This is a genomic window from Aminobacter carboxidus (assembly GCF_014863355.1).
GTDB classification, from domain to species: Bacteria; Pseudomonadota; Alphaproteobacteria; order Rhizobiales; family Rhizobiaceae; genus Aminobacter; species Aminobacter carboxidus.
This window is the reverse complement of the sequence record NZ_JACZEP010000001.1, coordinates 1,196,195-1,208,870: the sequence shown is the minus strand read 5'-3', so window position 1 is coordinate 1,208,870 and position 12,676 is coordinate 1,196,195. Positions and strand designations below refer to the sequence as shown.

The window sequence follows — 12,676 nt, the reverse complement described above, 5'->3', positions numbered from 1 at the left end:
AAGGGCCTCAGCTCTTGCCGGCCTTTTCCTTGGTCGAGTTCACTGTTTCATCATTGCGATGCTCGACCGTCTTGGAGTCATCGGCTTCGTCGTCCGACATACCCTTCTTGAAGCTCTTGATGCCCTTGGCCATGTCGCCCATCAATTCCGGGATCTTGCCACGACCAAACAGCAGCAGCACGACGACCAGGACGATCAGCCAGTGCCAGATTGAAAACGAACCCATTGAACTCTCTCTTGAACAGTTTCCCTGCGATTGATCTAGGCTCTTTCGCTTCCGGATTCAAACACTAGAACATCCGCTTTCCGAAGCGACAGCCATATATCACGTGCTTTTGCGGACAAAGCGCCGCAGCGTATGCGCGCCCTCACCGGCAGGTCGGTGCCCGGCACGGCAAGCTCGAGCAATTCCACAACGCCGAGATAGCGCCGCGAAATGATGCGTGCCTGGGTTTCGCCGGTGTCTTCACTGACATCGATACCGGTCAGTCGCACCGCCACCTGCACCTCTGCGCCCTCAGATATGTCGGTTTCGACCTCGCCCACCGGGGTCGCGGCATAACCATCGACAACCTTGGCCGCAAAGACATTGAGTTCGGAGAAGAAGCCCGCGACGAACAGGTTTGCGGGCCTGAGGTAGAGGTCGTCCGCCCTGCCGGTCTGCACCAGCTTGCCATCCTTCAATAGCGCGATGCGGTCGCCCATTCGCATGGCTTCTTCGGCATCGTGGGTGACGACGATGGCGGTCGCGCGGCTTTCGCGCAGGATCGCCAGCGTTTCGGCCCGCACCGAATCCTTGAGGCGCGAATCAAGGCCCGAAAACGGCTCATCCATCAACAGCACCGCCGGCCGTGGCGCCAGCGCCCGGGCAAGCGCCACCCGCTGCTGCTCGCCGCCGGACAGGGCATGCGGATAATTGTCGGCGTAATGCTCGAGGCCGACGCGCGCGAGCGCGATCAGCGCCTCGCGCTTGCCCTCCTCGCGAGACAGCGCGGTCAGCCCAAAGCGTACGTTGTCAAGGATCGTCAGATGCGGAAACAGCGCGAAATCCTGGAACACCAGGCCTATCGAACGCTGTTCCGGCGGCAGGAACACTGACGGCCCCGCGATCTCCTTGCCGTTCAGCAACACGCGCCCCGTGGTCTGCGCCTCGATGCCGGCGGCAATCCTGAGCAACGTCGTCTTGCCCGATCCGGACGGCCCAAGCAGACACAGGACCTCACCCGGCTCGGCGGCAAGGCTGACGTCGCGCAGCGTCTCCGACCCGTTGCCGAAGGAATGGCGGATGTTCTCAAAGGCCAGCCGTGCGGCAAAGGTCACACCCGCAGTAACCCGGGATGCCGTCTGGGCCTGATTTGTCGTCACAGGATGGACCTTCTGCTGCCGGTTCCACACCGGCGCGGGTCAATCATCTGTAACGCGGGGTGTCAACAGGCCAAGCTCTTCCAGATCGATGTCGGTGAGCGGGTCCTCGTCGTCGGTGAGCAGGTCTGGATCGGACGGCGGCAGCGGCACCGAGAAGCCGGCTGGCATGCGCGACGACAGCAGTCCTGCCCCCTTGAGCTCTTCCATGCCGGGCAGGTCGCGTATCTCCTCGAGGCCGAAATGATCGAGGAACTTGTCAGTGGTGCCGTAGGTGACCGGCCGGCCGGGCGTCTTGCGGCGGCCGCGCATGCGCACCCATTCGGTTTCCATCAGTGTGTCGAGGGTGCCCTTCGAGGTCTCGACGCCACGGATGTCTTCGATCTCGGCGCGGGTCACCGGCTGGTGGTAGGCGATCACCGACAGCACTTCGAGGGCGGCGCGCGACAGCTTCTTTTGCTGGATGGTGTCACGGCTCATCAGGAAGGCCAGGTCGCCAGCGGTGCGGAAGGCCCAGGAATCGGCAACCTTGATCAGATTGACGCCGCGCCGTTCGTAGATGCGCTGCAACTCGGCCATGGCGGCGGGCACGTCGATGCCTTCCGGCAGCCGGGCGACGAGCTGCCGCTCGCTCACCGGCTCGGCACTGGCGAAGACGATGGCTTCGGCCATGCGCACGGCTTCGGCCAGGTGCAGCCGGGCCGCAGGGTTGTGTTCCACGGTCTCGCCGTCCTCGTCGTCGAGGGAGAACGGGACGACATTCGATCCTTCGGTCATGACACACCTTCGGTCTGCGGGCCCGGGGCCCGGCGTTCGCGCAGATAGATCGGCGCGAACGGTTCGTGCTGACGGATTTCGACGCTGCCGTCGCGGACCATCTCAAGGCTTGCGGCAAAGGAACTTGCGATCGCCGTTGCACGCTCTTCCGGGCCAGTCATGTAGCGCAGCAGGAAATGATCGAGCGCGGTCCAGTCCTTCAGCTCTCCCACCATTCGGGTCAGGATGTCCCGCGCCTGCTTGAGCGACCAGACACCGCGCTTGGCGATCTGCACATTGGTGATCGCCTGGCGCTGGCGCTGGCCGGCATAGGCGCTCAGCAGATCGAACAGCGAGGCCGAATACTCGTTGCGCTTGTCGATGATCACCAGTTCGGGCGCACCGCGCTGGAAGACATCGCGACCAAGCCGGTTGCGATTGACCAGCCGCGAGGCGGCATCGCGCATCGCCTCGAGCCGCTTCAGCCGGAATTGCAGCACGGCAGCCAGTTCTTCGCCGCTCTCACCCTCGTCGCCCGGCAGCTTGGGGATCAGCAATTTCGACTTGAGGAAGGCGAGCCATGCCGCCATGACCAGATAGTCGGCGGCAAGCTCCAGCCTCAGCGCCCGCGCCTGAGAGACAAAGGTCAGGTACTGCTCGACAAGTGCCAGGATGGAGATGCGGGACAGGTCGACGCGCTGGCTGCGTGCCAGGTGCAACAGAAGATCGAGCGGGCCTTCGAAGCCGGCGACGTCGACGACCAGCGACGGATCGTCCGTCATGCGGTCGTCGGCGTTCTCCGCCCACAGACGGTCCATCGGTGCTGGCTTTTGCGCCTTGCTTTCCAATGCTTCCGCCAAAATCCGTGCCTTCTCCTTGAGAGGCTATGCAACTGCCTCGAAATAATGTCCGAATTCCGCCTGCGGCACGGTTTCAGCGCGCGCATGCAAGTTGCCGGCGATTTTGCAGTGGCCAGCGATTTTGCAGTGAAGGACAAGTTCGGCATCCGCCGCAAGGATTGCCGCGGTCTTTGCCCGGTAATCCCCAGAAAGCCGCGTCCCCAACGTGTCAGGCGGTGATTCGGTCATGCTGCCAGCTTAGCGCCTTTTGACCGGCGATAGAATCTTGCGCATTGCCGGGGCCTGAAAACGAAAACGGCGCAGCCTGGCTGCGCCGCTTTCCGATTTGAGTAAGGCTTGCCTACTTCGAAACGAAGCAGTTGCCGCCAGCGGCCTTGTAGCTTTCGCACAGGCTGACCGCGTCGTTGCGCGTGCCAGCCGGCACGCGAACGCGCCAGAACGTGCCCTTGCCGGCGATGTCGGCCTTGACGATGCTGACTTCGCGGCCGTTGAGCACGCTGCCATAGCGGCGGGCGAGATCGGCATAGGTCGACTTCGCAGCGGCTTCGCTCGGCTGCGAGGCAATCTGCATTGCCCAGGCACCGGAAGCGGCGGCAGTCGTCGGTGCCGACGGCGCAACGGCGGCGACCTGGTCAGGCTTGACCTCGCCAACGACATCAACCGGCTGCTCGGACGGGCGCTGCGGCGCGATCGGCGCGGTGGACGGGGTATTGGCCGATTGCACCGGCTTGGCGACCGGCGCCAGCGCGGGCTGGGCGGGCACGGTGCCGGTGGCTTCGCTTGCCGGCTCGGCAACACGCTGCGGTGCCGGATCGGTCGGCTCGGTCGCGGCAACTGCGGCCGGCGCCGGCTCTTCGCGCGGCACCAGCGTGCCATCTGGCCTCACCACCATGGTGCGGACCTTGCGAGGGGCGACAGCAGCGGTCTCGGTGGTCGCATCCGGCTGATCTGCCTGCGGTGCCTGGGCGACGCGCTCTTCCGACTTCGCGGTCGCCGGTTCGGCCGCAACGTCGTCTCCATTGAGCGGCATGTTTTCAGGCATGTTCGCCTCGGCATCCTGCGCCGCGAGGTCGACCGGCTCTTCCGCGTTGGTGACAAGCTTGTCCTGTGCCGGGGCACCGTTGGTCGAGCCGCCTGCAACACGGTCATAAACCTTGCTGTCCTGGTTCGGCACGGTAGCGCCGCCCGGATTCTCCGGCTTGACCTTGATCGGGCTCTCGTCGGCCTTGACGATGACAGGTGCACCTGCCCCCTCGCCGCCACCAAACGACAGCGCGAAGGCACCGATGCCACCGACAACGGCAACCGCACCGACGATTGCGGCAATCATCATGCCGCGACGCGCCGGACGGGGTGCCGCCGATCCGGGCAGCGCTTCCATCGCCTCGTCGAAATCGGGATCGTAGTCGAACTCGTCGGCCTGGCCCTGCTGGCGCGGCGCATTTGCCTGGCTGTGCTGCATGCCGCCGAGGTCGAAGCCACCCAGACGGTCGTCGGCCTGCTGGCGGCCGGCATACATGGCGGCAGCACCCGCTGCGGCAGCACCTGCCAGTTCGATCGGCTGCGAAACATCGCCATCGCGCAAAGTCTTGCGGTCAAAGCCGGTGGCGTAGGGGTTCGACTCATAGTTGGTCGACCCGAGTTGCTTGCTTGCCTCAGGCGCATTCATCTCGTTCATCAGGTTCGAGAATTCGCCGTCGAGATCGTCATAGGCCGGCGCCGGCGGCGCATCGTCCTCGAACGACAGTTCAGGAATGTCGAGGTCGTCGGCAAGCGCGACTGCCTTTTCCGGCACGTCGACGGTCTCGATATCGGGCGCATCGTCGAAGGACGACACGGCAGCGAAAAGCTCGGCTTCCAGATCGTCTACGGCAGGATCTGCCTGCGCATATGCCTCGGGTTCAGCCTGCTGTGCATAAGCTTCGGGCACATAGGCCTCGGGCTCGGCTTGCGGCATATAGGTCGGCGCCACCGGCACATAGGCATCAGGCTTCTCGATCGCTTCCGGCTGGTAGCTCGACTGGGCGGCTACGACAGGTGCTGCGACGCGCGGCGCAACCGGCGTGCCCAGACCCCAGCTACGGGCCTGCTCGTAGCGCGAGGCAGCAAGCGGCCGCATCGGGGCTGCTACAGCAGCGGCTGCGACAACGGCAACTGCGGGTGCTGCGACTTCAGCCACGGCACTGCGCTCAAGCGCCATGTCGAAGGCGTCGTCGTCGAAGCTGACATCAATGTCGGCCTGATGATCGTAGCTCGGCTCGGAATAGCCGGCATCAGCCAGGATGGGAGCCGCTTCCTCGGCGGTTACGAACTCCTCGACCGGCGCGTCGTAGGACGACGCATAGTCGGTGTCTTCATAGGACTGCACCGGTTCCTCGGCAGGCTGCTCGGGCGCCCACAGCGAGCTTGCGAATGTCGGCTCGGGTTCGACAGCGATCGGCTCGACGACGCGCAGCGGCACTGGCTCGGACAAAGCCTTGGCCTGGCTGCTCATGTTGCCGAGCAGCGCATTCAGTTCGTCTTCGAGGCTGGTGTCCTCGACGGCGGCAACCTGAGCGACCTCGGGTTCATGGACCGGCGCTTCGATCACCGGCTCAAAAGCCGGTTCCTGATAGGCAACGGCAGCTTCATAGGCCGGCTCTTCGTCGCGCAGCGCGTCCTGCAGGCGGCGCTCGAACTCGTCATATTCTTCGGCCTGCGCGACAGGTGCGGCAGCCGCTTGCGGCTCCTCGACAAGATCGGCCTGCGAGAACGCGACCTCGGGCTGGGCCGGCTGGTAGTCGCTGAGCGTCAGTTGATCGTCGGCCTCGGCTTCATAGGTTTCTTCTTCGACAGCCGCGAAATTCATGTCGACATCGGCAAGGGCAATGTCGAATTCGGCATCGAGATCGACCTCGCTCGAAGCGGCATAAGCAACCGGTGTTGCGATCTGCTCGGCAGGCTCCTCGGCCGCCAGCAGCTCGTCTTCCATCGCGAAGTCCTGCTCGAAGGACGCAGCGACCGCATCGTCGAAATCGGGTTCGGGCGCAAAAGCTGGCTCGGACGCGAAGGCAGGCTCCGGGGCAAAATTGACTTCAGGCGCCGGTTCGTAGGCAGGCGCTGCGGCATAAGCCGGCTCCTCGGAGCGAAGCAGTTCGTCCTCGAGCGAAAAATCCTCGAAGCTTGCAGCAACCGCATCGTCGAACGACGCAGCGGAAGCAAATTCCGGCTCATGGTCGCGATCGTCAGCCGGCGTATAGGCAACGGGTGCTTCTACGGGCGCGTAAGCGACGGGCTCATCGGCCTCGACGTAAACTGCTGGTGCAGTTTGCTCCGGCTCGGCGAGGAGATCGTCGCCAGCCAATTCGCCAAGCAGTTCCTTTTCCAGATCAATGCCAAAGTCGTCGTCAACAGTCGGCTCGACGCGGTCAGCGGGGGCGCCAACATCCTGGCGCACCACTGGCTGGCGCGGATCGAAGCCCATGATCCTCGTCAATTCGGCGAAGGGATCTTCGTCGGCGAAATCATTCTTGTCTGCGATCTTCAGCTGGGTTCTGTCTGCCATTCTTTTTCCCGAACTCTCGCACTTTTTTCGGACGCAATGAACGTCGCGTAAGGTTGGCCCTTACCAGCGCAATGTGGGCAAAAGGTGACATTCAGCTCCGGAAAACCTAGCGCATTTCGGTCGGAGCATCCGCTCCGATCAACGCCAGGCCTGACGTCAAAACGTCCGAAACAGCCTGCACCAGCCCGAGTCTGGCATAGGTCAATTCTGGATCGTTAACCTTAACAAACCGTAAGTCATGGTTGTCGGTGCCGCGATTCCAATGTCCGTGGAAGGTGCTTGCGAGGTCGTAGAGGTAGAACGCCAGCCTGTGCGGCTCCATCGACTGCGCAGCCGACTCGATCAGGCGCGGATACTCGGCGAGCTTCTTGACGATAGCGATCTCGCCTTCGTCGGTAAGCCTTTCGACAGCACCGATCAGGCCGGGGCGTGCGAATTCTGCTTGGCCGAGCTGCTCCTTCGCCTGCCTGAACACCGAGTGGCAGCGCGCAGATGCGTATTGCACGTAGAACACCGGATTGTCCTTGGACTGCTCGGTCACCTTGGCAAAATCGAAATCCAGCGGCGCATCGCTCTTGCGATAGAGCATCATGAAGCGAATCGCATCGCGACCGACTTCCTCGACGACCTCACGCAAGGTGATAAATTCCCCTGCCCGCTTCGACATGCGCACCGGCTCGCCATCGCGGAACAGCTTGACCAGTTGGCACAGCAGCACATCAAGCTTGACCGCACCGTCGGTCACGGCACGCGCCAGCGCTTCCATGCGCTTGACGTAGCCGCCATGATCGGCGCCGAGCACGAACACCAGTTCCTCGAAGCCGCGGTCGACCTTGTCCTTGAGATAGGCGACGTCGGCTGCGAAATAGGTGAAGGCGCCGTCCGACTTGACCAGCGGGCGATCCATATCATCGCCGACCTCGGTCGAGCGGAACAAGGTCTGTTCGCGGTCTTCCCAATCGTCGGGCTTTTCGCCCTTGGGCGGCGGCAGCTTGCCCTTGTAGATGTGGCCCTTCAGCGTCAGGTCGCTGATCGCCGAGCGGATCGCCTTGGCGTTGTCTTCATGCAGCGTGCGTTCGGAGAAGAACACCTCGTGGCGCACATTGAGCAGCGCCAGGTCCTCGCGGATCATCACCATCATCGCGTCGATGGTGCGGTCCTTGATGATGGAAAGCGCCTCATCCTCGGGCTTTTGCAGCAGGTCGCGGCCGAATTCCTTGGCCAGCGACTGGCCGACCGGCACGAGATAGTCGCCGGGATAAAGCCCCGCCGGGATCTCGCCGATCTCATCGCCAAGTGCCTCGCGATAACGCAGCATCACCGAGCGGCCGAGCACGTCGATCTGCACGCCGGCGTCGTTGATGTAATATTCCTTGGTCACGTCGTAGCCGGCAAAGCCCAAGATGTTGGCCAGCGCATCGCCGACAACCGCACCGCGGCAATGGCCGACATGCATCGGCCCGGTCGGATTGGCCGAGACATATTCGACATTGACGCGCTTCTTGTTGCCGTAGCCGGAGCGGCCATATTCGGTGCCGCGCGACAGAAGGTCGGCCAAATGCTTCTGCCAGAACGCATCCTTGAGCTTGAGGTTGACGAAGCCTGGGCCTGCAACCTCGGCCTTGACCACGTCGGCGTCCTTGGCGAGCTCGGCGACCAGCCGTTCAGCCAGCGCGCGCGGGTTCTGCCCGGTCGGCTTCGCCAGCACCATCGCCGCGTTGGTCGCGAGATCGCCATGGGTGGCGTCGCGCGGCGGCTCGACGGCAATGCGTGTCAGGTCGAGTGCACCGCCATCTTTTGGAGTCAATTCAAGCGCTTCGACGGCTTTGGTAATCCGCTCGCTGAAATCGGCGAAAATGTTCATGTGCTCGGCTCTGGCTGGCATTGCATGGCAACCGGCAAAATATGCCGGAAATTTCGCTCGGCCTAACTCAAATCGGGCGTATGGTCAAACAAGCGCCGGTGTTCCTTGATCGCATAAGTGTCGGTCATGCCGGCCAGAAAGTCGGCGACGGCGCGCGCCTTGATGCGGTCCTCTGCCCGATCGAGCCCCTCACGCCAGCCTTCCGGCATGGCACGCGGATCCGCGAAATAGACGTCAAAAAGATCGCGCACGATCTTGTCGGCATCGGCCCGCACCCGCATCACTTCGGAATGGCGGTACATGTTGCGGTACAAAAAGGCCTTGAGCTCCTTCTCCGACGCAGCCATCTGCTCCGAGAAGGTCACCATCGCCTCGCCCGCCGCCCTCACCTCGTCGGCACTCTGCGGCGCCAGAAGGGCGATCCGTGCGGTGGCGGTGGAAATCACGTCCTCGACGAAGATGGTGATCTGCCGCCGCATCAGCTCGTGGCCGGTGCGCATCGCGTCGAGCGCGGGGTAGCGCTCGCGCACGCCGCGCAAAATCTGCGCCGGCAGGCCGACACCGTCGAGCATGTCGAGCGTCAAGAGGCCGGCGCGTAACCCATCGTCGATGTCATGGGTGTTGTAGGCGATATCGTCGGCAATCGCCGCGCATTGCGCTTCCAGGCTGGCGAAGCGGTCGAGTTCGAGGTCATGCAGTTCGGAATAATCGCGGATCGCCTGCGGCACCGGGCCTTTCAGGCCCTTGCCGGCGGCATCGGTCAGCGGGCCATTATGCTTGACCAGCCCCTCCAGCGTTTCCCAGGTCAGGTTGAGGCCGTCGAACTCGGCGTAGCGGCTTTCGAGCCGTGTCACCACGCGCAGCGACTGGGCGTTGTGGTCGAAGCCGCCCCAGGCCGCCATCTTTTCGTTGAGCGCGTCTTCGCCGGTATGGCCGAAAGGCGTGTGGCCGAAATCATGGACCAGAGCGATTGCCTCGGCGAGATCTTCGTCGCAGCGCAAGGCGCGCGCCAAAGCGCGGGCAATCTGGGCGACTTCGATGGTGTGTGTCAGCCGGGTGCGGAAATGATCGCCCTCATGCGCCACAAACACTTGCGTCTTGTGCTTGAGGCGGCGAAAGGCTGTCGAATGGATGATGCGGTCGCGGTCGCGCTGGAACGGCGTGCGCGTCGGGCTCTCGACCTCGTCAAACAGGCGCCCGCGCGACCGTGCGGGGTCGCAGGCATAGGCGGCGCGCGGCCGGTAGCCGAAGCCGATATCGCCAAGTTGCCGTTCGCCTGCCATACTCCCCACCTGTTGACTTGCCCCAGGTGGCTTCATACCTATCATAAGAAACCGAAAGCAAGGTGACGCCGATGGGCGCTGATGCCAAGACTGCCATGAAGGTCGACATGACCGAAGCCGCCGCGAAGCGGATAGCTAAGATCGTCGCCGGCGATCCGGGCAAGATCGCGCTGCGAATTTCGGTCGAAGGCGGCGGCTGCTCCGGCTTTTCCTACAAGTTCGACCTCGTCGACGGCCGCAATGACGATGACGTGGCCATCGAGCGCGACGGCGCGACGTTGCTGGTCGATGACCTGTCGCTCGTCTACATGGGCGGCTCAGTCGTCGATTTCGTCGACGACCTGATGGGCCAGTCGTTCCAGATCAAGAACCCCAACGCGGTCGCCGGCTGCGGCTGCGGCACCAGTTTCTCCATCTAGCCATGCGCAGGCCGCAAGCGCTCCGTCAGGTGGCGCTTGCGGCCGGTCGCGACATCGACGCGACGCTCGCCTTCTGGCTCGATGTCCTCGGTCTGCCCGTACATGCCCGCTACGACCCGCCCGGCATCGCCTTCATCGTCGTCGGCGGCGTCAGGCTGTTCTTCACCGGCGGCATCCCCCAGGCGACAGTCTATCTCGACATAGACGACCTCGACTCCTTCTACGAAATCGCATCCGACAATGGCGTGGCGTTTACCACCGCGCCCACGCTCGTCCATCGCGATGCGGCGGGCGAGTTCGGGCCCGCTGGCGAATCTGAATGGATGGCATTCCTGAAGGATCCGGCAGGCAACACCATCGGTCTTGTCGAGCGCAGATAGGCTTGCGCCTTCCTCCGAACCATTCCATCTCGTCGCGATGCGCCGCTGCCCCCAGGCGTTCAAAGATTCTGAGCATAAGGGAAACAGCATGCAGATCCGTCGATTTGAACCGCGTGACTTCGGTGCCGTGGTGAACGTCATCCTGCCCATCCAGCGAGACGAATTCGGCTTTGACGTCACTGTCGACGACCAGCCAGACCTGCGGATAATCCCGGAGTTCTACCAGCGTGATCTCGGTGAATTCTGGGTCGCCGAGGCCGATGGCAGGATCGTCGGAACGATCGGCCTCGTCGACATCGGCGCTGGGCTCGCCGCCTTGCGCAAGATGTTCGTCGCAGCCGAATGGCGTGGCCACGAGCATGGAACCGCCGCGAAGCTGCTGGGTGTTTTGCTCGCCACGGCACGCGAACGCGGCATTCGGGCGGTCTATCTCGGGACGACCGACAGGTTCCTTGCCGCCCATCGCTTCTACGAGAAGAACGGCTTTGCAGAGGTGGCCAGGTCAGACCTTCCGGCAAGCTTCCCGGTCGTGTTTGTCGACACCAAGTTCTACGTTCATCGGCTGGACGCCTGAATTGCAAAGGGCCCCTCGCGGGGCCCTCGCCTTGTTTCAAGTAGCCAGCGCTATGCCTCTGATGCCATCGCCGCTTCGCGGATCTCGGCCTCATTGGCCTTGGTGCCGTTGAAGAAGGCGTTCAGCACCACCGCCGAAACCGACGCCAGAAGGATGCCCGACTCGATCAGCGGATGGATGTCGTGCGGCATCCACATCTTGAAGTCGGGGGCGACGAGCGGGATCATGCCGAAGCCGATGGAAACCGCGACCACGAACAAATTGTTGCGGTTGGTCTTGAAGTCGACATTGGACAGGATGCGGATGCCTGTCGCCGCCACCATGCCGAACATCACCAGTCCTGCACCGCCCAGCACCACGGTCGGAAGCGCTTCGACCAATGCACCCATCTTGGGCACCAGTCCCAGGATCAGCAGGATCACGCCGCCAGCAACGCAGACGAAGCGGCTCTTGACGCCGGTGACGCCGACAAGACCGACATTCTGCGAGAAGCTGGTGTACGGAAAGGTGTTGAACAGGCCGCCGATGATGGTGCCGAGACCGTCGGTGCGCAGGCCAGCCGAAAGCATCGGCTGGGTCACCTTTCTGCCCGTCATGTCACCAAGTGCCAAAAACATGCCGGTCGATTCGATCATCACCACGATCATCACCAGCACCATCGTGACGATGAGAATCGGGTCGAAGATCGGCATGCCGAAGCGAAACGGCGTGATCAGTTCGAACCAGCCGGCGGACGCCACCTTGTCAAAATGCATCATGCCGAGCGACGCCGTCAGCACACCGCCAATGACGATGCCGAGCAACACGGCGATGTTGGCCAAAAAGCCCTTGCCGAACCTGGCGATGATCAGGATCGAGGCCAGCACGACCGCTGAAATGCCGACATTGACAAGCGGCGCATAAGCGGCGTTCGGCGCGGTCGCGGCGAGCGCCAGCTTGGCCGGGATCGGCGGGATGGTGGAGCCGGTGGCCGCAGCCATGTCGGTCACCGCCTTCAGCCATTCGGCATGCTCGGGCGCAACGAGCCTTGGCGCGGTCGGGCCGAAAGGATTGCCAAAGATCCAGTTGATGCCGATGCGCATCAGCGATGCGCCGATGACAACGATGATGGTGCCGGTGACAACGGGCGGAAAGAACCTGAGCATGCGGCTGACCAGCGGCGCGATCAGGAAAGCCACGATGCCAGCACCTATGATGGCGCCGAAGATCATGCGGGCGCCATCGGGGCCTTGATTGGCGTTGGCCATGGCGACCATCGGGCCGACGGCGGCGAAGGTGACGCCCATCATGACCGGCAACTTGATGCCGAACCATTGAGTGGCGCCGAAGGATTGGATGATGGTGACGAGGCCGCAGACGAAAAGATCAGCCGAGATCAGGAAGGCGACCTGCTCCGGATCGAGCTTCAGGGCCCGTCCGATGATGAGCGGTACCGCGATTGCACCGGCATACATGACCAGCACATGCTGGATGCCGAGCGCGGCTAGGCGAGGCGCTGGAAGCACCTCGTCCACAGGATGAGTACTGTTAGACATGGCATTTGTTCCCCTTTTGCCAGCCGGTCCGAAGAATGCCGAAGAGGACCGGTTCCCTTCTCCCTAGGGATGGTGCAGGATCGTCTGGAACCGCCGTGC

12 protein-coding genes are annotated in these 12,676 nt (G+C 63.1%); 3 read left to right on the top strand and 9 right to left on the bottom strand.

What is annotated here, in order from left to right; all coding sequences use genetic code 11:
- Positions 1 to 7: 7 nt before the first annotated feature.
- The 8 genes from IHE39_RS05695 to IHE39_RS05660 all read right to left on the bottom strand — a co-directional run bounded on the left by IHE39_RS05695 (position 8) and on the right by IHE39_RS05660 (position 9,669).
- Positions 8 to 226, bottom strand: coding sequence for a twin-arginine translocase TatA/TatE family subunit (locus IHE39_RS05695; RefSeq protein ID WP_184769086.1), 219 nt, complete (start codon positions 224 to 226; stop codon positions 8 to 10).
- A 35-nt stretch (positions 227 to 261) separates the two neighbouring features.
- Positions 262 to 1,365 carry an ABC transporter ATP-binding protein gene (locus tag IHE39_RS05690; protein ID WP_184769085.1) on the bottom strand — a complete coding sequence of 368 codons (1,104 nt, stop codon included), beginning with the start codon at positions 1,363 to 1,365 and terminating at the stop codon, positions 262 to 264.
- A gap of 39 nt (positions 1,366 to 1,404) precedes the next feature.
- Complete coding sequence (gene scpB, locus IHE39_RS05685) at positions 1,405 to 2,139, bottom strand: SMC-Scp complex subunit ScpB (RefSeq protein ID WP_184769084.1); 735 nt, start codon at positions 2,137 to 2,139, stop codon at positions 1,405 to 1,407.
- Positions 2,136 to 2,936 carry a segregation and condensation protein A gene (locus tag IHE39_RS05680; RefSeq protein ID WP_184769208.1) on the bottom strand — a complete coding sequence of 267 codons (801 nt, stop codon included), beginning with the start codon at positions 2,934 to 2,936 and terminating at the stop codon, positions 2,136 to 2,138. The genes scpB and IHE39_RS05680 overlap by 4 nt, the downstream gene beginning before the upstream one ends.
- Before the next feature lie 66 nt (positions 2,937 to 3,002).
- Positions 3,003 to 3,206, bottom strand: a complete 204-nt coding sequence (locus IHE39_RS05675) for a hypothetical protein (RefSeq protein WP_192565782.1) — start codon at positions 3,204 to 3,206, stop codon at positions 3,003 to 3,005.
- Positions 3,207 to 3,318: 112 nt separating this feature from the next.
- On the bottom strand, positions 3,319 to 6,522 hold the full coding sequence (locus tag IHE39_RS05670; protein WP_192565781.1) for an SPOR domain-containing protein: 3,204 nt from the start codon (positions 6,520 to 6,522) through the stop codon (positions 3,319 to 3,321).
- Positions 6,523 to 6,628: 106 nt separating this feature from the next.
- Complete coding sequence (argS, locus tag IHE39_RS05665) at positions 6,629 to 8,386, bottom strand: arginine--tRNA ligase (RefSeq protein WP_192565780.1); 1,758 nt, start codon at positions 8,384 to 8,386, stop codon at positions 6,629 to 6,631.
- A gap of 62 nt (positions 8,387 to 8,448) precedes the next feature.
- Positions 8,449 to 9,669 (bottom strand): deoxyguanosinetriphosphate triphosphohydrolase, encoded by a 1,221-nt coding sequence (locus IHE39_RS05660; RefSeq protein ID WP_184769080.1) that lies wholly within the window; start codon positions 9,667 to 9,669, stop codon positions 8,449 to 8,451.
- Positions 9,670 to 9,740: 71 nt separating this feature from the next.
- On the opposite strand from IHE39_RS05660, the gene erpA reads away from it, so the two are divergent.
- The 3 genes from erpA (at position 9,741) to IHE39_RS05645 (ending at position 11,042) form a co-directional block, all read left to right on the top strand.
- The gene (gene erpA / locus IHE39_RS05655) at positions 9,741 to 10,088 is read left to right on the top strand and encodes an iron-sulfur cluster insertion protein ErpA (RefSeq protein WP_184769079.1); all 348 of its coding nucleotides are present in this window, start codon (positions 9,741 to 9,743) and stop codon (positions 10,086 to 10,088) included.
- A 2-nt stretch (positions 10,089 to 10,090) separates the two neighbouring features.
- The gene (locus IHE39_RS05650) at positions 10,091 to 10,468 is read left to right on the top strand and encodes a VOC family protein (protein WP_184769078.1); all 378 of its coding nucleotides are present in this window, start codon (positions 10,091 to 10,093) and stop codon (positions 10,466 to 10,468) included.
- Between the two features lie 88 nt (positions 10,469 to 10,556).
- Positions 10,557 to 11,042, top strand: a complete 486-nt coding sequence (locus IHE39_RS05645; protein WP_192565779.1) for a GNAT family N-acetyltransferase — start codon at positions 10,557 to 10,559, stop codon at positions 11,040 to 11,042.
- A gap of 50 nt (positions 11,043 to 11,092) precedes the next feature.
- Here IHE39_RS05645 and IHE39_RS05640 read toward each other — a convergent pair whose 3' ends face one another.
- Positions 11,093 to 12,577 carry a nucleobase:cation symporter-2 family protein gene (locus IHE39_RS05640; protein WP_192565778.1) on the bottom strand — a complete coding sequence of 495 codons (1,485 nt, stop codon included), beginning with the start codon at positions 12,575 to 12,577 and terminating at the stop codon, positions 11,093 to 11,095.
- Positions 12,578 to 12,676: the final 99 nt, after the last annotated feature.

Coding starts and splice junctions, on each gene's coding strand:
- IHE39_RS05695 (WP_184769086.1), bottom strand. CDS start 226: ATGGGTTCGTTTTCAATCTGGCACTGGCTGATCGTCCTGGTCGTCGTG.
- scpB (WP_184769084.1), bottom strand. CDS start 2,139: ATGACCGAAGGATCGAATGTCGTCCCGTTCTCCCTCGACGACGAGGAC.
- IHE39_RS05680 (WP_184769208.1), bottom strand. CDS start 2,936: ATGGACCGTCTGTGGGCGGAGAACGCCGACGACCGCATGACGGACGAT.
- IHE39_RS05675 (WP_192565782.1), bottom strand. CDS start 3,206: ATGACCGAATCACCGCCTGACACGTTGGGGACGCGGCTTTCTGGGGAT.
- IHE39_RS05670 (WP_192565781.1), bottom strand. CDS start 6,522: ATGGCAGACAGAACCCAGCTGAAGATCGCAGACAAGAATGATTTCGCC.
- argS (WP_192565780.1), bottom strand. CDS start 8,386: ATGAACATTTTCGCCGATTTCAGCGAGCGGATTACCAAAGCCGTCGAA.
- IHE39_RS05660 (WP_184769080.1), bottom strand. CDS start 9,669: ATGGCAGGCGAACGGCAACTTGGCGATATCGGCTTCGGCTACCGGCCG.
- erpA (WP_184769079.1), top strand. CDS start 9,741: ATGGGCGCTGATGCCAAGACTGCCATGAAGGTCGACATGACCGAAGCC.
- IHE39_RS05650 (WP_184769078.1), top strand. CDS start 10,091: ATGCGCAGGCCGCAAGCGCTCCGTCAGGTGGCGCTTGCGGCCGGTCGC.
- IHE39_RS05645 (WP_192565779.1), top strand. CDS start 10,557: ATGCAGATCCGTCGATTTGAACCGCGTGACTTCGGTGCCGTGGTGAAC.
- IHE39_RS05640 (WP_192565778.1), bottom strand. CDS start 12,577: ATGTCTAACAGTACTCATCCTGTGGACGAGGTGCTTCCAGCGCCTCGC.